At 65.2% G+C, this 18,168-nt stretch carries 14 protein-coding genes; 12 read left to right on the plus strand and 2 right to left on the minus strand.

The window, feature by feature from the left end:
• The first annotated feature begins 58 nt into the window (after positions 1-58).
• From ACYCVF_RS04825 to ACYCVF_RS04835, 3 genes are read left to right on the plus strand one after another with little or no spacing between them, the layout of a single operon-like run.
• A complete protein-coding gene (locus ACYCVF_RS04825; RefSeq protein WP_459597430.1) occupies positions 59-1,972 on the plus strand; it encodes an SDR family NAD(P)-dependent oxidoreductase in 1,914 nt (637 codons plus the stop codon).
• Between the two features lie 2 nt (positions 1,973-1,974).
• On the plus strand, positions 1,975-3,195 hold the full coding sequence (locus ACYCVF_RS04830) for a glycosyltransferase family 4 protein (protein WP_459606496.1): 1,221 nt from the start codon (positions 1,975-1,977) through the stop codon (positions 3,193-3,195).
• A complete protein-coding gene (locus ACYCVF_RS04835; protein WP_459597432.1) occupies positions 3,192-4,139 on the plus strand; it encodes an NAD-dependent epimerase/dehydratase family protein in 948 nt (315 codons plus the stop codon). The genes ACYCVF_RS04830 and ACYCVF_RS04835 overlap by 4 nt, the downstream gene beginning before the upstream one ends.
• Here ACYCVF_RS04835 and ACYCVF_RS04840 read toward each other — a convergent pair.
• Both ACYCVF_RS04840 and ACYCVF_RS04845 read right to left on the minus strand, forming a co-directional pair.
• The gene (locus ACYCVF_RS04840; RefSeq protein ID WP_459597434.1) at positions 4,127-5,146 is read right to left on the minus strand and encodes an MraY family glycosyltransferase; all 1,020 of its coding nucleotides are present in this window, start codon (positions 5,144-5,146) and stop codon (positions 4,127-4,129) included. The genes ACYCVF_RS04835 and ACYCVF_RS04840 overlap by 13 nt on opposite strands.
• Positions 5,143-6,102, minus strand: coding sequence for a lysylphosphatidylglycerol synthase transmembrane domain-containing protein (locus tag ACYCVF_RS04845; RefSeq protein WP_459597436.1), 960 nt, complete (start codon positions 6,100-6,102; stop codon positions 5,143-5,145). The genes ACYCVF_RS04840 and ACYCVF_RS04845 overlap by 4 nt, the downstream gene beginning before the upstream one ends.
• A gap of 207 nt (positions 6,103-6,309) precedes the next feature.
• Here ACYCVF_RS04845 and ACYCVF_RS04850 point away from each other — a divergent pair, with 207 nt between their 5' ends.
• The 9 genes from ACYCVF_RS04850 (at position 6,310) to ACYCVF_RS04890 (ending at position 18,154) form a co-directional block, all read left to right on the plus strand.
• Entirely contained in the window at positions 6,310-7,299 is a 990-nt protein-coding gene (locus ACYCVF_RS04850) for an SDR family NAD(P)-dependent oxidoreductase (RefSeq protein ID WP_459597438.1), read from the plus strand.
• Positions 7,300-7,306: 7 nt separating this feature from the next.
• On the plus strand, positions 7,307-8,719 hold the full coding sequence (locus ACYCVF_RS04855; RefSeq protein WP_459597440.1) for a mannose-1-phosphate guanylyltransferase/mannose-6-phosphate isomerase: 1,413 nt from the start codon (positions 7,307-7,309) through the stop codon (positions 8,717-8,719).
• A gap of 184 nt (positions 8,720-8,903) precedes the next feature.
• On the plus strand, positions 8,904-9,908 hold the full coding sequence (locus tag ACYCVF_RS04860) for a Gfo/Idh/MocA family oxidoreductase (protein WP_459597442.1): 1,005 nt from the start codon (positions 8,904-8,906) through the stop codon (positions 9,906-9,908).
• 39 nt (positions 9,909-9,947) lie between these two features.
• Positions 9,948-11,099, plus strand: coding sequence for a DegT/DnrJ/EryC1/StrS family aminotransferase (locus ACYCVF_RS04865; RefSeq protein WP_459598007.1), 1,152 nt, complete (start codon positions 9,948-9,950; stop codon positions 11,097-11,099).
• Positions 11,100-11,285: 186 nt separating this feature from the next.
• Positions 11,286-12,812, plus strand: coding sequence for a murein biosynthesis integral membrane protein MurJ (gene murJ / locus ACYCVF_RS04870; protein WP_459597444.1), 1,527 nt, complete (start codon positions 11,286-11,288; stop codon positions 12,810-12,812).
• A 264-nt stretch (positions 12,813-13,076) separates the two neighbouring features.
• The gene (locus ACYCVF_RS04875; RefSeq protein ID WP_459597446.1) at positions 13,077-13,352 is read left to right on the plus strand and encodes a DUF1127 domain-containing protein; all 276 of its coding nucleotides are present in this window, start codon (positions 13,077-13,079) and stop codon (positions 13,350-13,352) included.
• A 225-nt stretch (positions 13,353-13,577) separates the two neighbouring features.
• On the plus strand, positions 13,578-15,887 hold the full coding sequence (locus ACYCVF_RS04880; RefSeq protein WP_459597448.1) for a xanthine dehydrogenase family protein molybdopterin-binding subunit: 2,310 nt from the start codon (positions 13,578-13,580) through the stop codon (positions 15,885-15,887).
• Between the two features lie 183 nt (positions 15,888-16,070).
• Positions 16,071-16,517, plus strand: coding sequence for a c-type cytochrome (locus ACYCVF_RS04885; protein WP_459597450.1), 447 nt, complete (start codon positions 16,071-16,073; stop codon positions 16,515-16,517).
• Positions 16,518-16,870: 353 nt separating this feature from the next.
• Positions 16,871-18,154 (plus strand): cystathionine gamma-synthase family protein, encoded by a 1,284-nt coding sequence (locus ACYCVF_RS04890; RefSeq protein WP_459597452.1) that lies wholly within the window; start codon positions 16,871-16,873, stop codon positions 18,152-18,154.
• The last annotated feature ends 14 nt before the right edge of the window (positions 18,155-18,168 follow it).

The following is an 18,168-nucleotide window of genomic DNA, read 5'->3' on the forward strand; positions in this document are numbered from 1 at the left end:
CCAGATGGGCTATCAGCGCGGTCAGGTTGCATCTAACTGGGTTTCCATCGGTCGGCGGATGACGCGACTTTCGCATCTCACCTTGCGCAATTTCCTGATCGCGCTCCACGACCTGCTGGCGACAACGGCGGCGCTTTTTGCCGCCTTCTATCTGCGATTCGAGGGTGGCGACGGCTTCTTCGACCGCTTGCCCCTGCTGTTCCAGATCCTGCCCTACTTCCTCGCCTTCAGCGTGGTCGTGTTCTTCATCTTCAACCTGACCACGACGAAGTGGCGCTTCATCTCGCTGCCCGACGCGCTGAACATCATCCGCGTCGCGACCGTGCTGACCGTCACGCTGCTCGTGCTCGACTACATCTTCGTTTCCCCCAACGTCCGCGGCGCCTTTTTTCTCGGCAAGGTGACGATCGTCCTCTACTGGTTTCTCGAGATCTCCTTCCTCAGCGCCCTGCGCATGGCCTACCGCTACTTCCGCTATACGCGAGTGCGCCGTCATGCGAGGACCGAGGATGCCGCGCCGACGCTGCTGATCGGCCGCGCCGCGGATGCCGAGGTGCTGCTCCGCGGAATCGAGAGCGGGGCGATCAAGCGCATCTGGCCGGTCGGCGTGCTGTCGCCGTCGAGCTCCGACCGGGGCCAGTTCATCCGCAACGTGCCGGTGCTGGGCGGCATCGACGACGTCGAGGACGTCATCGCCGACTTCGCCAAGCGCAACAAGCCGATCGCGCGCCTCGTCATGACGCCGTCGGCATTCGAGCCGGAGGCCCATCCGGAATCGATCCTGATGCGGGCGCGCAAGCTGGGTGTGATCGTCAACCGCATGCCCTCGCTCGAGAGCGGCGACACGCCGCGGCTCACGGCCGTCGCGGTCGAGGACCTCCTGCTGCGGCCGAGCGAGAGGATCGACTATGGGCGCCTGGAAGCGCTGATCAACGGCAAGGCGGTGATCGTCACCGGCGGCGGCGGCTCGATCGGTTCGGAGATCTGCGAGCGCGTCGTCGCCTTCGGCGCGGCGCGGCTCCTGATCGTGGAAAACTCCGAGCCGGCGCTCTATGCGATCACGGAATCGCTCGTCGCGCACGGAGCGGCAGCCGAGATCGAAGGGCGGATCGCCGACATTCGCGACCGCGAGCGCATCATGCGCCTGATGGCGGAGTTCAAGCCGGACATCGTGTTCCACGCCGCGGCGCTCAAGCACGTTCCGATCCTCGAACGCGACTGGAGCGAAGGCGTCAAGACCAATATCTTCGGCTCGATCAACGTCGCGGATGCCGCCGTGGCGGCCGGCGCCGAGGCGATGGTGATGATCTCGACCGACAAGGCGATCGAGCCGGTGTCGATGCTCGGCCTGACCAAGCGTTTTGCCGAGATGTATTGCCAGGCGCTGGATCACGACCTCGCAGCCGGGGTGCGCGGGGGCAAGCCGCCAATGCGGCTGATCTCGGTCCGGTTCGGTAACGTGCTGGCCTCGAACGGCTCGGTGGTGCCGAAATTCAAGGCGCAGATCGAGGCCGGCGGCCCGGTGACGGTGACGCATCCCGACATGGTCCGCTACTTCATGACCATCCGCGAGGCCTGCGATCTCGTCATTACCGCGGCCACACATGCGCTCGGAACGCAGCGTCCCGACGTCTCGGTCTACGTGCTCAACATGGGCCAGCCGGTCAAGATCGTCGATCTCGCCGAGCGCATGATCCGCCTTTCCGGACTGCAACCCGGCTACGACATCGAGATCGTTTTCACCGGCATGCGGCCGGGCGAACGCCTGCACGAGATCCTGTTCGCCTCGGAGGAGCCGACCCGCGAGATCGGCGTCGCCGGGATCATGGCCGCGCAGCCGAATGAACCGCCGATGCAGACGCTGCGCAAATGGATCGCGGCGCTGGAGCAGGCGATCGCGCGCGACGATCGCGCCACCATCAGGACCATCCTGAAGGATGCGGTGCCCGAATTCGGGTCGACCGCGGCTTGACCATGGAGCCCTCCGGCAAGATCGTCGTCGCGAGCCAGCATTATCCGCCTGATCCGAGCACGACGGCGGCGATCATGGCCGAGATCGCCTGCCGTCTCGCCATCGAGCATGAGGTCCTCGTGCTCTCGGGCTCGCCGGGCGCGTTGCCGGCCGCGCAGACTGACCCGGGCAAGCCGCGCGTCCTCATGATCAGGAACCGCATGGCAGGCAAGGCGGCGCTGGTGCGGCGCGGTGTCTCCGAGCTTTTGTTCGCGGCGCGCACGTTCTTCGCGTTGGTGCGGGAGCTGAGGCGAGGAGACGTCGTGCTCACCGTGACCGCGCCGTTCATGCTGCCGTACGCGGTGGCGGCGGCAGCGAGGGTCAAGGGCGCGCGCTCGGCACTGATCATGCACGACCTCTTTCCCGACGTGCTGGTGATGGCGGGCCTGCTGAAGCCCGGCTCGTTCGTGACGCGGACGATGCGCGCCGCCAACAGCCTGATGTTCCGCGCGCTGAATGCCGTCATTACCATCGGACGAGACGCGGAGCGGCCGCTGCTCAGCTATTCCGGGATGAGGCGGAGCAAGATCCGCTTCATTCCGAACTGGGCGACGCTGGTGCCGGCGCCCCGGCCGGTCACGCCGGACAATCCGTTCCGCAAGGCGCTCTCCGCGCGCTTCATCGTTGGCCTGTCGGGCAATCTCGGCTTCACACATGACCCGGAGGTCGTGTTCGAGGCTGCGCGGCTCCTGAAGGACGAGGCGGACATTCACTTCCTGCTGTCCGGATGGGGCATCGGCTTCGAACGGCTGAAGCAGTTGCAGGCGGCGGCGAACCTCTGCAATGTCTCCTTTGTCGGGCGCGTCGAGGATGGCGAGCTCGAAGCGTTTCTGGCCGCTGCCGATCTCTGGATCATTCCCTACCGGAAGAACGTTGCCGGGGTGTCGGTACCGAGCCGGTTCTACAATCTGCTGGCGGTCGGCCGTCCCGTGGTGCTGGTGTCCGAGCCGGAGGCGGAGGCCGCGCTGACGGTCGTGGAGAGCAGGCTCGGCTGGGTCGTGCCGCCGGGCCGCGCCGATCGGCTCGCTGAAGCGATCCGCGCCGCGTCCCGTTCCGACGACGGCACCATGGCGGCGCGCGCGGTGAAGGCGGCGTCGCGGTTCGACAGAACGACCGCGATGAACGCCTATGCCGCGCTGATCGACGAATTATTGCGCAACCCCGATCTTTCGGAGCAACGATGAGCGAGCGCAGGCCGATCGTGCTGGTGACGGGAGCGAACGGCTTCGTCGGCCGTCATCTCGTGCCGGCGCTCGTGCGCGGGGGGTGGTCGGTCCGCCGCGCGGTCCGCAGTCCGGAAGGCGTCGACGGCGAGGCCTTGATCGAATCGATCGGTCCCGAGACCGACTGGCATGCTGCGCTGGAAGGCGTCGATGCCGTCATCCATCTCGCCGCGCGGGTGCACCACAAGAACGAGGAGCACGCCGTCCAGCTCTACCGCAACGTCAACATCGCCGGCACGCTGCATCTGGCGCGCTGCGCGGCGACGGCCGGCGTGCGCCAATTCATCTTCATCAGCACCGTTCTCGTTCACGGCCGCAGCAATGAAGGCCGTGCACCCTTCAGCGAAAACGACGTCCTGACTCCGCGCGGCCTCTACGGCATGTCCAAGGCCGCGGCCGAGGCTGGCCTGAGGAGCCTGGCGCGCGAGAGCGACATGAAGATCTCGGTGATCCGGCCGCCGCTGGTCTATGGCGCGGGTGCCAAGGGCAATTTCGCGCTGCTGACGCGTGCGGTAAGCCTGGGGCTGCCGCTGCCCTTTGCGGCGATCGGCAACCAGCGCGCCTTCCTTGCCGTGCAGAACCTCTCGTCGTTCGTCCTGCATCGGCTCGGCCATCCCGATCCCGCGAGCAATTTCGAGATCTTCCTGGTGGCCGACAGGGAACAGGTCTCGACGCCCGAATTCATCAGGCGCCTCGCCGCCGCGTCCGGCAAGAGCCCGCGTCTGTTCGGCGTGCCGCTGCGCCTGCTCTCCACGCTGCTCAGCGCGATGGGGCGGCAGGATACGCATGACAGCCTGATCGGCTCGCTCGAGCTCAATATCTCCAAGGCGCTCGCGACCGGCTGGCAGCCGCAGGTCTCCCTGGACGAGGGGTTGCAGCGCGCGCTCGCGGTTCAGGATCCCTGAGCGCGGGCGAAGCGCCGCAGCACGAGTGCGACCGCGCCCGCGCCCGCGAACAAGCAGACGATCGTGATCGCCGTCGAGCCGGCGCGGACGGTGGCGATGGCGAGCAAGGCCAGCACGAGATTGAGCGCGAACGTCTCGCCGACCACCCGCTTGACCGTGAATCCGTTGTCGGTTGCGCGCTGATAAAAGTGCGTCCGGTGAGCCGACCAGAACGGCTCGCGCCTGATGATGCGCCGAAACAGCGTGATGGTGGAATCCGCAAGATAATAGGCGGGCAACAGCAGCGCCGCGGCCGATTGGCCCCGAAAGGCGAGCTCCAGCAGGCACCAGCCGAGCAAGAGGCCGATCGGCAGGCTGCCGACATCGCCCAGGAAGACCTTTGCGACGGGACGGTTGAACGGCGCAAAGCCGAGCATGGCGCCGCACAGCGCCGTGGCGATCAGCACGGCCGGCCATGAGAGGTCGCCGAGCCATCCGAGCAGCAGCAGCGCAGCGGTGACCGGCACGACTTCCGCCACCGTCATCAGGTCGAGCCCGTCCATGAAGTTGACGAGGTTCACGAACCAGACTCCGGCAAGGACGATGAGGCCGCGCTCCAGCGGAAGCGGCAGCGCCGGCACGATGCGCGCGGTCTCGGGCGCTGTGAACACGATTGCACCGACGCAGGCCGCCTGCAGCACCAGCCGCACGAGCACCGGCAGCGACACGATGTCGTCGGCGAAGCCGACCAGCGCGATCACGACCGTCGCAGCAACCAGCGCCGGCGGGATCGCGACATTGGCCGAGGCTGCCCAGAGCGAGGCGACGATCAGCGTCGCGGCGATCACCGCGATGCCCGCGCCCTGCGGGGTCGGGATGCGATGCGAGGACCGGGCATTCGGCCGCGCCAGCGCATAGCGCTGGAGCAGGGGCCGGCTGATCCAGGTGACGAGTGCCGAGATCAGTGCGGCGATCGCAAGAGCAAGCAGCAAGGGCGCGCCGGCGAGCGCATCGGCGGCCAGGCTCACTCCGGCACTCCGATCGGAGCCGACCCTTGCGCGGCCTTCTCGGCGCTGAGGATCCAGACCAGTCCGCCGAATGCGCCGACAATGAAGAACACGGCGCCGAACAGCAGCGAGACGTTGACGCCCTCGTTGGGGGCAAGCCCGGCGAAACCGAACGCAAGGCTCATCGTGGCTTCGCGCACGCCCCAGCCGGCGATCGAGATCGGCATCATCGTGATCAGCATCACCGGCGGCACGAGCAGAAAGACGTCGCTGAAGCGGACCGGGGCCGCGATCGACTGCACGACGCACCAGGCGATGACGACGGCCAGCACGTGAACGAGGACCGAGAGGATTGCTATGATCGGCCCACGGGTGCGGCTGAAGATCACGCGGTTGGCGATGACGGCGCAGGCGTGAATGTGATGCGTCGCCCACCAGGTCTTCAGCCAGCGCCATTTCAGTGCGCCGAAAATCAGGAAGCCGAGGCCGCCGGCGAGCGCCAGGAGGTCGATCAGCAGCAGCGCCGAGCGCCCGTGCGGATCGGTGATGAGGGTGTAGCTCCAGGGCAGGCTTGCGACGATGACGATCGCGAGCGCGATCAAGCCGATCGCGCGGTCGACGAAGATCGAGTAGGTCGCCGCACGCCATCCGGCGCCGGCGCGCGCGACCAGCCACAGCCGGACCGCATCGCCGCCGATCGCCGAGGGCAGGGTCTGGTTGAAGAACGAGCCGATCACGTTGTAGCGCATGGCGCGGCCGAGCTCGAGCGGCGCGCCGCAGACCGCGCTGATCTCGCGCCAGCGCAGCACGCCGACGAAGAGCTGGAGGAACGTGACCGCGATCGCGACGCCGATCCAGAGCAGGCTGGTCACGGTGAAGCGCGAAAACAATTCGGACAGATCGACCTTGCGCAGCGCCAGATAGAGCAGCGCCGCGGAAATCATGATCTTGGCCGTCGACAGCAGGATTCGGCGCATCTCGTCCGCATGACAGGGTTTGCGAAGATTTGAGGCAACCCGACGCGAGGCGCCGAATTCGGTCGCTTTGGTATGGTTTTGGCGCCGATCTTGCAATAGCCGTCGTTGGAGCGTGAAGAGGTGGCGCTCACGAGGCCGGAGGGCCTATTGCGACCCCGTCGAGGGGGCGGCTAAACAGGCCCGGGCCAGGAACCCCAGGGGAACAGGATGACGGATCAGGCGATTTTGGTGACGGGGGCGGCCGGCTTCATCGGCTTCCACGTCGCCCGCCAGCTTCTCGGCGAAGGCCGCTCCGTCGTCGGGCTCGACAATCTCAACAGCTATTACGATCCGGCGCTGAAGAAAGCGCGGCTCGCCCTGCTCAGGGACGACTCCGGCTTCTCCTTCGTCGAGGCCGATCTCGCCGACCGCGAGACGATGGCGGCGCTGTTCGCGCAACATCGTTTTGCCAAAGTCGTGCACCTGGCGGCGCAAGCCGGCGTGCGCCACTCGATCGAGCAGCCGCACGCCTACGCTGATTCCAATCTCCACGGCTTTCTCAACGTGCTGGAGGGCTGCCGCAACAACGGCTGTCGTCATCTCGTCTACGCCTCGTCATCCTCCGTTTATGGCGCCAACACAAAACTGCCATTTGCGGTTGCGGACCGTACCGATCACCCCGTGAGCTTCTATGCCGCGACCAAGAAGGCGAACGAGGTGATGGCGCAGTCCTACAGCCACCTCTATCGCCTGCCGGTCACGGGACTGCGCTTCTTTACCATTTACGGCCCGTGGGGCCGGCCCGACATGGCCATGTTTCTGTTCGTGAACGCCATCATGGCCGGCAGGCCGATCCGGCTCTTTAACCACGGCAAGATGCGTCGCGACTTCACCTATATCGATGATGTGACCCGAGTCGTATCCAAGCTGGTCGATCTTGTGCCTGCGGACGATCCGGCTGCCGCAAATGCGCCGTTTAAGCTCTACAATGTCGGCAATCATCATCCGGAGGAACTGATGCACGTCGTCGGTCTTCTGGAGCGGGAGCTGGACCGGACGGCGATCAAAGAATTGCTGCCGATGCAACCGGGAGATGTGCTGGAAACGTTCGCGGATGTCGAGGATTTGATGCGCGACACCGGCTTTGCACCGTCAACGCCGATCGAGCATGGGGTCCATAATTTCGTCACCTGGTATCGCGACTACTTCAAGGTTTGAGATCACGATGGACAAACGCATAATCCCCCTGATCATGTGCGGCGGTGCCGGCACGCGGCTGTGGCCCGCTTCGCGCGAAGTGCGCCCCAAGCAATTCCTGCCGCTCTTCGGCACACGCTCGACGTTCCAGGACACGCTGCTGCGCGTGTCAGATCCCTCGCTGTTCGATCGTCCGATCGTCATCACCAATGCGGCCTATCGCTTCGTGGTGCTGGAGCAGCTCGCAGAGATCGGCATCGAGGCGGACGTGCTCCTCGAGCCGATGCGGCGCGATTCCGGCCCCGCGATCGCCGCGGGCGCGGTGTTCGCGCAGAACCGCGACAGCGAAGCGATCGTGCTCGCGCTCGCCGCCGACCACGTGGTGCAGGACAATGCGGCCTTCGTCGCGGCCTGCCGCGAGGGCCTTGCAGCCGCGAGCACCGGGCGCATCGTCACCTTCGGCGTCAAGCCGGAGCGGCCGGCGACCGAATACGGCTACATCAATCCGGGTGAGGTGATTTCCGGCGAGGTGCATGCGGTTGCGCGCTTCGTCGAGAAGCCGGACGCGGTGAAGGCATCCGACTACGTCAATTCGGGCTATCTCTGGAACAGCGGCAACTTCATGTTTCCCGCCAGCGTGCTGCTCGACGAATATCGCAGGGTCGATGCTGCGAGTGTCGAGGCCGTCACGAGCGCCGTCAACAATGCCGGCCGCGATCTCGGCTTCGTCACGCTGGAGCCGCAGGCCTTCAGTTCGGCGAAGGCGATCTCGATCGATTACGCCGTGATGGAGAAGACCGCGCGCGCGGCCGTGGTGCCGGTGTCGTGCGGCTGGTCCGACGTCGGCTCCTGGCTCGCGGTGTGGGAGCTGTCGGAGAAGGACGCGCAAGGCAATGCGGCGCATGGCACCGCCGTGTTCGAGGACTCCCGCAACTGCAACGTCACTACCGATTCCGCGCTGGTTGCGCTCGAAGGCGTCGACGATCTTGTCGTGGTCGCCACTGCCGACGCGATCCTGGTCTCGCGCCAGAAGGATGCCAACGGCCTGAAGCGCCTCGTGACCAAGCTGAAGGCGGTCGCGCCGAAGGTCACCGAGGAGCATCTGAAGGTGCACAGGCCCTGGGGCAGCTATCAGTCCGTCGACAATGGCGAGCGTCACCAGGTCAAGCGCATCGTGGTGAAGCCGGGCGGGCGGTTATCGCTGCAGAAGCACCATCATCGCGCCGAGCACTGGATCGTGGTGCGCGGCACGGCTCAGGTCACCGTCAACGAGACCGTGAAGACGGTCCACGAGAACGAGTCGATCTACATCCCGATGGGCGCCGTCCACCGGATGGAGAACCCCGGCAAGATCCAGCTGGAGCTGATCGAGGTCCAGACCGGCTCTTATCTCGGGGAAGACGACATCATCCGGATTGAAGACGACTATCAAAGGTCGTAACCAGCAAGCTCCGAATCACGCGACCCGGGCCGCGAAGGCGGTATCTTGTGCGGCTTAAGGCCCGGGGAACGTGTAACTTTTTGAATCAAATCGTGTCCGGACTGCCAGTTCCGCATTCGCCACAAATGTGGCGGCCGTGCTAGGAGAGGCGCCGGGGATTTGGGTTGAATCGGGGTTTGCTCAGATGAGTTCGAAAGGGTCTGCGCCGGCAAAGGCCGGTTTGCGCGTCGGCGTGATCGGCGCCGGCGTGATGGGCAGCAACCACGCGCGGGTGCTTGCGGGGCTCCCCGGCATCAGCCTTGTCGGCGTCGTCGATCCCTCGCCGGCACATCGCACGCGGGCAACGGAACTTGCCAATTGCGAAAGCTTCGAGACGCTCGACCAGCTCTTCGCCGAAGGCGTCGATGCCGTCACCATCGCTGCTCCCACCCATCTGCATCACGAGCTCGCGCTCGCCTGCATCGCCAAGAACATTCACGTGCTGGTCGAGAAGCCGATCGCATCCACAGTGGAGGAGGGCCGCGACATCGTCGCCGCGGCTCGGAAGGCCGGCGTGACGCTGATGGTCGGCCATGTCGAGCGCTTCAATCCGGCGGTCGCCGCGGTCAAGCAGGCCATCGCGGGCGAGGACATTCTCTCCATCGCGATCACGCGCGTCGGCCCGTTCCCGCCGCGCATGTCCAATGTCGGCGTCGTCATCGATCTCGCCGTGCACGACATCGATCTGATCCGCTGGTTCACCGAATCGGACATCGTCGAGGTTCAGCCGCAATTGTCGAGCGCGGTCGCCGAGCGTGAGGACATCGCGCTGTTGCAGTTCCGCACCGCCAACGGCGTGCTCGCCCACATCAACACCAACTGGCTGACGCCGTTCAAGGCGCGCAGCGTCACGGTCGCGACCCGCGGCAAATACGTGATGGGCGATCTGCTCACGCGCCAGGTCACCGAATGCTTCGGTTTCAAGCCGGATGGCAGCTATTCGATGCGGCATCTTCCGGTTGGCCATGACGAGCCGCTGCGCGCCGAACTGATCGCGTTCCTGAAGGCCGTGCGCAACGGCGAGACGCCGGCGGTCACCGGCGACGAGGGCGTCGCCAGCCTCGAGATCGCGACGCAGTGCCTGGAGACACCGTCGCGGCCTGCGGCCACCGCGCCCGCCCGGAAGGCTCCGCGCCGCGTCGCGGTCTGATCCCTCTCCATGTCGACCACTCCAGAAGTGCAAGGCGCCATGAACCAGCATCTGCGTTCCGATCCCATTCCCTTCATCGACGTCGGCACGCAGCGGCGCCGGCTCGGTGCTTCGCTCGATGCGGCCGTGACGCGGGTTCTCGATCATTGCCAGTTCGTGAACGGCCCCGAGGTCTTCGAGCTCGAGAAGCAGCTTGCGGCCTATTGCGGCGCCAAGCACGTGATCGGCTGCGCCAGCGGCACCGACGCGATCCTGATGGTGATGATGGCGAAGAAGTTCGGTCCCGGCGATGCCGTATTGTGTCCATCCTTCACCTTCATCGCGACGGCCTCGCCGGTGGCGCGGACCGGCGCGACGCCGGTCTATGTCGACGTGGACGAAGCAACCTTCAACATGAGCCCGGAGTCGCTGAAGCGCGGCATCGCGAGCGCCCGCAAGGCCGGCCTCAAGCCCGTCGCAGTGATTCCTGTCGACCTGTTCGGCCAGCCCGCCGACCACGATTCCATCGCCGAGATCGCGAAGGCCGAAGGCCTGTTCGTGCTCGACGACGCCGCGCAAGGCTTTGGCGCGAGCTACAAGGGCCGCAAGCTCGGCACCATCGGGCATGCCACCGCGACCAGCTTCTTCCCGGCCAAACCGCTCGGCTGCTTCGGCGACGGCGGCGCGATCTTCACCGATGACGACGAACTCGCAACCACGCTGCGCAGCATCCGCGTGCACGGGCAGGGCGTCGACAAATACGACAACGTCCGCCTCGGCCTGACCGGTCGGCTGGACACCATGCAGGCCGCGATCCTGATCGAGAAGCTGAAGATCTTCGACGACGAGATCGCCGCCCGCAACAGGGTCGCGGAACGCTATGCGCGCGGCCTGTCCAATGTCGTCACCGTGCCGCGGCTGGCGGCCGACAACACGTCGGTCTGGGCGCAATACACCATCCGCCTCCCCAAAGGCACCGATCGCGACGGCTTCGCGGCCGCGCTGAAAGCCCAGGGCGTGCCGACCGCGATCTATTACGGCAAGTCGATGCATCAGCAGACCGCCTACAAGCACTATCCGGTCGCCGAGGGCGGGCTGCCGGGTTGCGAGAGCCTGTCGCAGGACGTCATCAGCCTGCCGATGCATGCCTATTTGACCGAAGCCGACCAGGAGCGGGTGATCGCCGCCGTCCGCGGCGCACTGGCGGGCTGAGGTCCACCTCTCCCGCGTGAAGCGGAACAGGTCGCGGCGAAGGCGCGGGTGAGGGCTATGTCCTCTGGGGGAGTCTTCGTCGTCGAGACACCCTCTCCCCGACCCTCCCCCGCAAGCGGAGGAGGGAGCACACCTTCCCCGCCGCTTGCACCTAGACCTAATCGCGCCATGCTCTAAAACAGGCGCATGCTCGGACGCATCTTCACGGTTGGTGGCTTTACGCTGCTCTCGCGGGTGACGGGATTTGCCCGCGACATCATGCTCGCGGCGATTCTCGGCGCCGGCCCCGTGGCCGACGCCTTTTTCGTGGCGCTGCGGCTGCCCAATCATTTCCGCGCGATCTTCGCCGAGGGCGCCTTCAACGCGGCCTGGGTGCCGGCCTATGCGCACGTCAATGGCGAGAAGGGCCCGGCCGCGGCAAGCCTGTTCGCCGACCGCATCTTCACGCTGCTCCTGGCCTCGCAGGTGGTGCTGCTGGTTGCCGCCTGGCTGTTCATGCCGCAGGCCATGAGCATTTTGGCGCCGGGCTTTTCCGAGGACGCCGAGCAGCGCAAGCTCGCGATCGAGCTGACCCGGATCACCTTTCCCTACCTCCTGCTGATCACGCTGGTGACGCTCTATGGCGGCATGCTCAACGTGATGCAGCGTTTCGCCAGCGCGGCGGCGGCGTCGATCTTCCTCAACGTCGCGATGATGATGACGCTGGCGCTCGCCGCCTGGTTTCCGACCGCGGGCCACGCCGCCGCCTGGGGCGTGCTCATCTCCGGCTTCCTGCAATATTTCCTGCTGGCCGGCGATCTCGCGCGCCATGGCGGCCTGCCGCGCTTTGCACCGCTCAAGCTGGACGAAGACGTCCGCGGCTTCTTCAAGGCGCTCGGGCCTGCGACGCTGGGTTCTATGGGCACGCAGGTGGCAATGTTCGCCGACACCATTATTGCGACGTTCCTTCCCGCAGGTGCCCTTTCGGCGCTCTATTATGCCGACCGGCTGTATCAGTTGCCGATCGGCGTGATCGGCATCGCCATCGGCACGGTACTTCTGCCGGAGATGTCGCGGCGGATCACGGCGAATGACCAGGACGGCGCGATGAAATCGCAGCGCCGTGCCTTCGATTTCACGCTCCTCTTCTCGGTGCCGTTCGTCGCGGCTTTTCTCACGGTCCCTGGCGAGATCATGCGCGCCCTGTTCGCCCACGGCGCTTTCTCCAAAGCGGACGCAGCCGCGGCCGGCGCAACGCTCGCGGCCTATGCGATTGCCTTGATCCCGGCCGTGCTGATCCGCAGCGCGATCGCGACCTTCTATGCGCGCAAGGATACCGCGACGCCGGTCCGCGCCTCACTGACGGGCATCGCCGTCAACGTCGCGTTAAAGTTCGCATTGATGGGCTCTCTTGCCCAGATCGGTCTTGCGCTGGCGACCGCCGTTGGGATCTGGACGAATCTCCTGCTCGTGCTCTTTTTTGCCGTGCGGCGAGGCTTTCTCGTGCTGGACCGCGCCTGGCTGTTGTCGCTCGCCAAATTCCTGCTGACCGGACTGATCCTGGCTGCCGCGTTCTGGCTGATCGCGCACTTCAGTCCTTCTTGGCTGGGCCCGATGCACTTCCGGGACGAGGCGACGCTGCTCCTGCTGGCTGTCGGCGGCACCATCGTCTACGCGCTTGCAATCTTCGTGCTGTTCGGTCGAAGCTGGTTGATCGCACTGATACGCGGATAAGTCTCGGAGCGAAGCGCTCGCCCTTAGGATGCAGTGGGCATCCGCACATCTCTTGATTTTGCGCGGCGGTTGTGGTACATGCGGCTCATGATCAAATCGTCGCGCAAACTCAACCGCAACCACGTCACCCGCTTCGGCTGGGCGGTGGGAGGAGTCGTGCGCTAGGAATTCGACGACGACATCTTTTCCACCAGGCCCCGCCGGCATCGGACGGGGCCTTTTCTTTGGCCACGCTCCCTGCCGGCTCAACAGCAGGAGCATCCGATGCCACCCCAACAGACGAACACCGTGGCTGCGACGGAGCGCGATGCCGCGAGACTTCGCCTCGACCTCTCCGTCGTCCTGAGCCTGCTCAGGCGATACTGGCGCGCGCTTCGGGAGCGGCGGCAGCGCTCACGGGTCACCTTGCAGGACCTGAATGACAGGGAGTTGATGGACGTCGGCCTGACTCGTGGCGAGATCGACCACATCACGCCTGAACGCGCGATCGAGAGGCTGAGAGATCGCGCCGCGGATATTTGGAGCCGTGGTGGGATGTAAGTGAGCTTGGCGGGGTGTTTCTTTGCGGCCGATCCTCCGAGACGCCCGCCTTTGGCGGGCTCCCCAGGATGAGGTCTTGTTTGCGGCGCAATTCTGTATCCACAAGGTAAGGGGCGCGGCGCGTTCCCGGGCCAGCGGCCAATGCGCATGCCCAAACCCGTTTGCCTTGCCAGTTTTTCCACGGCAATATGGCCCGCAAAACAACCATGAGAACGGGAAAACAAAATGGCGGCTCCCATCAAGTTCGGCGTTGGCCAAAGCGTGCTGCGCAAGGAGGATGACGCGCTCATCCGCGGCAAGGGCCGCTATACCGACGATTACGCGCCGCAAGCTGCGCTCCGCTGCCTGATGCTGCGCTCGCCGCATGCGCATGCCAAATACAGCATCGATGTGAGCCGCGCCCGCGGGCTCCCCGGCGTCGCGCTGATCCTGACCGCCGAGGACGTTGCGGATCTCGGCAATCTGCCTTGCCTGTTCAATCTCGAGACCGATCCGTTCACCGGACCGCCTTACCCGATCCTCGCCAAGGACGAGGTGCGCCATGTCGGCGATGCCATCGCCTTCGTGGTCGCCGAGACCATCGACCAGGCCCGCGACGCGATCGAGGCGATCGAGGTCAAATGGAGCCCGCTTCCGGCGGTGACCGGCGTCGTCAACGCCGTGAAGAAGGGCGCACCGCAGGTCTGGCCGGACAAGCCGGGCAACGTGCTGTTCGACGTCTCGATCGGCGACAAGGCGGCGACGGAAGCTGCCTTCGCCAAGGCGCATGCGGTGGCCGAGATCTCCATCGTCAATCCGCGCGTGGTCGCGAACTTCCTGGAGACGCGCGCCGCGGTCTGCGAATACGATGCCAAGCGCGACCATCTGACGCTGACGATCGGCAGCCAAGGCAGCCATCGCCTGCGCGATATCCTCTGCCAGAACGTGCTCAACATCCCCACCGACAAGATGCGGATCATCTGCCCCGACGTCGGCGGCGGCTTTGGCACAAAACTGTTTCCCTATCGGGAATACGCCCTGATGGCGGTCGCGGCGCGGCAGCTGAAGAAGGCGGTGAAGTGGGCGGCCGATCGCACCGAGCATTTCGTGGGTGATGCGCAGGGCCGCGACAATGTCACCACCGCGAAGATGGCGCTGGCCGAGGACGGCAAATTCCTCGCCATGGACTGCGACCTGATGGGCGACATGGGCGCGTATCTCTCGACCTTCGGGCCCTACATCCCCCACGGCGGCGCCGGCATGCTGCCGGGCCTCTATGACATCCAGGCCTTTCACTGCCGGGTGCGCACCATCTTCACCAACAGCGTGCCGGTCGATGCCTATCGCGGCGCGGGCCGGCCTGAGGCGGCCTACGTCATCGAGCGTCTGGTCGATGCCTGCGCGCGAAAACTCGACATGACGCCGGACGCGGTCCGCCGCAAGAACTTCATCCAGCCGAAGGCGCTGCCGTACAAGACCGCCACCGGCAAGGTCTACGATTCCGGCGACTTCGCCGCGCATCTGAAGCGCGCGATGGAGATCGCCGAGTGGAAGGAGTTTCCGAAGCGCGCGAAACTCGCCAAGAAGCATGGCCTGATCCGCGGCATCGGTCTTGCGAGCTATGTCGAGGTGTGCGGCACCATGGGCGAGGAGACCGCCAATGTGCGGCTCGATCCCAATGGCGACGTCACCGTCCTGATCGGCACGCAATCGAGTGGGCAGGGGCACCAGACCGCCTATGCGCAGATCGTCGCCGAGCAGTTCGGCGTCGCACCCGAGCGCGTCCACATCCACCAGGGCGACACCGACGAGATCGCAACGGGCCTCGGCACCGGCGGCTCGGCCTCGATTCCCTCGGGCGGCGTCAGCGTCGAGCGTGCCACGCGCGAACTCGGCCAGAAACTAAAGGAGATCGCGGCGCAGGCGCTGGAAGCCAGCGCGGGCGACCTCGAGATCTCCGAGGGTGTGGTGCGCATCGCCGGTACGGACCGCTCGATCTCGTTCGCCGATCTCGCCAAGCGGCCGGGCGTCGATCCATCGAAGCTGAACGGCAGCGCGACCTTTGCCAGCGCCGACGGCACCTATCCGAACGGCACCCATGTCGCGGAGGTCGAGATCGATCCGGCCACCGGCATCATCAAAATCGTCAACTACGTGATCGTGGACGATTTCGGCAAGACGCTCAATCCGCTGCTGCTGGCGGGACAGGTGCATGGCGGCGCCATGCAGGGCATCGGCCAAGCGCTGATGGAGCAGGTGGTGTATGGCGCCACCGACGGCCAGCTCATCACCGCGACCTTCATGGACTACGCGCTGCCGCGCGCGGCGGACGGGCCGGCCTTCGTGTTCGAGACCAACAACGTCCCCTGCAAGACCAATCCGATGGGTGTGAAGGGGGCGGGCGAGGCCGGTGCGATCGGCTCCTGCCCGGCGATCGTCAACGCCATCGTCGACGGGCTCTGGCGCGAATACAAGATCGACCACATCGACATGCCAGCAACGCCGGAGCGGGTGTGGATCGCGATCAACGAGCATCACCGGCGTCATAGCCTGTGATGCCCCAGCAAACGCGGAACGCGTTTTAGGGGCGAACGCAAGCGCGTTTGCAGGACATGATGTTCCACCAACAATCCCAAGCGCGACGATCTGTCGTCGCGCTCGGATGGAATGAAATCTGTCAAGCGGTGTTGGCCACATCGAGGGGTCGGCACGATCCTGCATCAGAAAAAGGATTTGCGAATGAAGCGAGTGTTGGTTGTTGGGGCCGCGCTGTTGCTCGGCATGGGCGCCGTTTGGGCGCAGCAGGACTCCGCCAAGGAAGTCCAGACCCTGATGAAGGGCAATGGCAAGAACGCCGGCGCGATGTCGGCGATGGTCAAGGGCGACAAGCCCTACGACCAGGCCACGGTGGACAGCGCGCTGGCGCAGTTCGAGGATACCGCCAAGAAGCTGCCGAACCTGTTTCCGGCCAGCGCCAAGGGCGTCAAGCTCGACGGCGACTACAGCGCTTCGCCGAAGGTCTGGGAGGACAAGGCGGGCTTTGATGCGAAGGTCGCGAGCTTCGCCAAGGTCGTCGGCGAAGCCAAAGGCAAGATCAAGGATCTCGACTCGCTCAAGGCGAGTATGCCGGCGATCGGCAAAGAATGCGGCGGCTGCCACGAAACCTATCGCATCAAGAACGGCTGAGTTCGAGCCACTGGAATGATGACGGGCGGTTGCGAAGGCAACCGCCCATTTCCGTTGCGTAATCGTAGCCCGGATGAGCGAAGCGAGATCCGGGGACTCCAGCTGAGCTGACAGTTGCCCCGGATGTCGCTTCGCTCATCCGGGCTACAAGCCTCGTGATCAGTCCATGGGAGCCTTGCAGCTCGACGGGAAATACTGTTCGCAAGGTCTGACGGATCGCAGGCGGAGCGGTTATCTTGGCTTCAGTTACCGCGGCGTTGACGGGAGCTGTCGGAACCGGCGCATCCGCTTCAGATTGCCTCATCATCGCGAGTGATCAGAGCGCCGCGAGCGAATCAACAACGAGGCAGGCCATGGTAAAACCGTTCCCGTCCAAGACCCATATCGGCAACCATATGCTGCATCCGGAAACCTTGATGCTGACCTATGGCTATGATCCGCAATTGTCGGAAGGCGCCATCAAGCCGCCGGTGTTCCTGACTTCCACCTTCGTGTTCAAGACGGCCGAAGACGGGCAGGATTTCTTCGACTACGTCGCCGGCCGGCGCGAGCCGCCGGAAGGCATGGGCGCGGGCCTCGTCTATTCGCGCTTCAATCATCCCAACAGCGAGATCGTCGAGGACAGGCTCGCGATCTACGAGCGCACGGAGAGTTGCGCGCTGTTCTCATCCGGCATGGCGGCCATCTCAACCACCATCCTGGCGTTCGTTCGCCCCGGCGACGTCATCCTGCACTCCCAGCCGCTCTATGGCGGAACGGAAACCCTGCTGACGAACACGCTTGCACGCCTGTCGATCGGCGCCGTCGGCTTTGCCGACGGAATCGACGAAACGGCGGTCAAGCAGGCGTCGGAGGAGGCCATGGGGAAAGGGCGGGTTTCGATGATCCTGATCGAGACGCCGGCCAATCCGACCAACGGCCTTGTCGACATCGCGATGATCCGCCGTGTTGCCGACGCGATCGGAAAGGCGCAGGGGCACACACCGATCATCGCCTGCGACAATACCCTGCTCGGACCGGTGTTTCAGCGGCCGATCGAGCACGGTGCGGACCTCTCGCTGTACTCGCTGACCAAATATGTCGGCGGTCATTCCGATTTGATCGCGGGCGCAGCGCTCGGCTCGAAGGCGTTCATGAAGGGGATCAAGGCTCTGCGCGGCGCCATTGGGACCCAGCTCGATCCGCATTCCTGCTGGATGATCAACCGTTCGCTGGAGACGCTGAGCCTGCGGATGGAGAAGGCCAACGACAATGCGCGCCTCGTGGCGGACTTCTTGCGCGATCATCCGAAGGTCGCCAAGGTCCATTACCTCGGTCATCATGAGGAGGCATCGCCAGCCGGGCGCGCATTTGCGAGGCAGTGTCTCGGTGCGGGATCCACCTTCTCCTTCGACATCGAAGGCGGCAAGGAGGCGGCGGTGAAGTTCCTCAACGCGCTGCAGATCCTCAAGCTGGCGGTGAGCCTCGGCGGAACGGAATCGCTTGCCAGCCTGCCCGCAACCATGACCCATTCCGGCGTCCCCGCCGACATCCGCCGGAAAATCGGCGTCCTCGATTCCACGATCCGACTATCGATCGGCATCGAAAATCCGTCGGACCTGATCGCCGACCTCGCGCAGGCGCTGAACGCGGCCTGAGCGCCCTCTGGAAT

The organism is Bradyrhizobium cedriense (genome assembly GCF_054602315.1).

What these genes read in the sequence shown, in the direction of transcription:
- ACYCVF_RS04865 (WP_459598007.1), top strand. Translation starts at nt 9,948, where the DNA reads ATGAACCAGCATCTGCGTTCCGATCCCATTCCCTTCATCGACGTCGGC.
- ACYCVF_RS04825 (WP_459597430.1), top strand. Translation starts at nt 59, where the DNA reads ATGACGCGACTTTCGCATCTCACCTTGCGCAATTTCCTGATCGCGCTC.
- ACYCVF_RS04890 (WP_459597452.1), top strand. Translation starts at nt 16,871, where the DNA reads ATGGTAAAACCGTTCCCGTCCAAGACCCATATCGGCAACCATATGCTG.
- murJ (WP_459597444.1), top strand. Translation starts at nt 11,286, where the DNA reads ATGCTCGGACGCATCTTCACGGTTGGTGGCTTTACGCTGCTCTCGCGG.
- ACYCVF_RS04880 (WP_459597448.1), top strand. Translation starts at nt 13,578, where the DNA reads ATGGCGGCTCCCATCAAGTTCGGCGTTGGCCAAAGCGTGCTGCGCAAG.
- ACYCVF_RS04850 (WP_459597438.1), top strand. Translation starts at nt 6,310, where the DNA reads ATGACGGATCAGGCGATTTTGGTGACGGGGGCGGCCGGCTTCATCGGC.
- ACYCVF_RS04845 (WP_459597436.1), bottom strand. Translation starts at nt 6,102, where the DNA reads ATGCGCCGAATCCTGCTGTCGACGGCCAAGATCATGATTTCCGCGGCG.
- ACYCVF_RS04855 (WP_459597440.1), top strand. Translation starts at nt 7,307, where the DNA reads ATGGACAAACGCATAATCCCCCTGATCATGTGCGGCGGTGCCGGCACG.
- ACYCVF_RS04860 (WP_459597442.1), top strand. Translation starts at nt 8,904, where the DNA reads ATGAGTTCGAAAGGGTCTGCGCCGGCAAAGGCCGGTTTGCGCGTCGGC.
- ACYCVF_RS04885 (WP_459597450.1), top strand. Translation starts at nt 16,071, where the DNA reads ATGAAGCGAGTGTTGGTTGTTGGGGCCGCGCTGTTGCTCGGCATGGGC.
- ACYCVF_RS04875 (WP_459597446.1), top strand. Translation starts at nt 13,077, where the DNA reads ATGCCACCCCAACAGACGAACACCGTGGCTGCGACGGAGCGCGATGCC.
- ACYCVF_RS04830 (WP_459606496.1), top strand. Translation starts at nt 1,975, where the DNA reads ATGGAGCCCTCCGGCAAGATCGTCGTCGCGAGCCAGCATTATCCGCCT.
- ACYCVF_RS04835 (WP_459597432.1), top strand. Translation starts at nt 3,192, where the DNA reads ATGAGCGAGCGCAGGCCGATCGTGCTGGTGACGGGAGCGAACGGCTTC.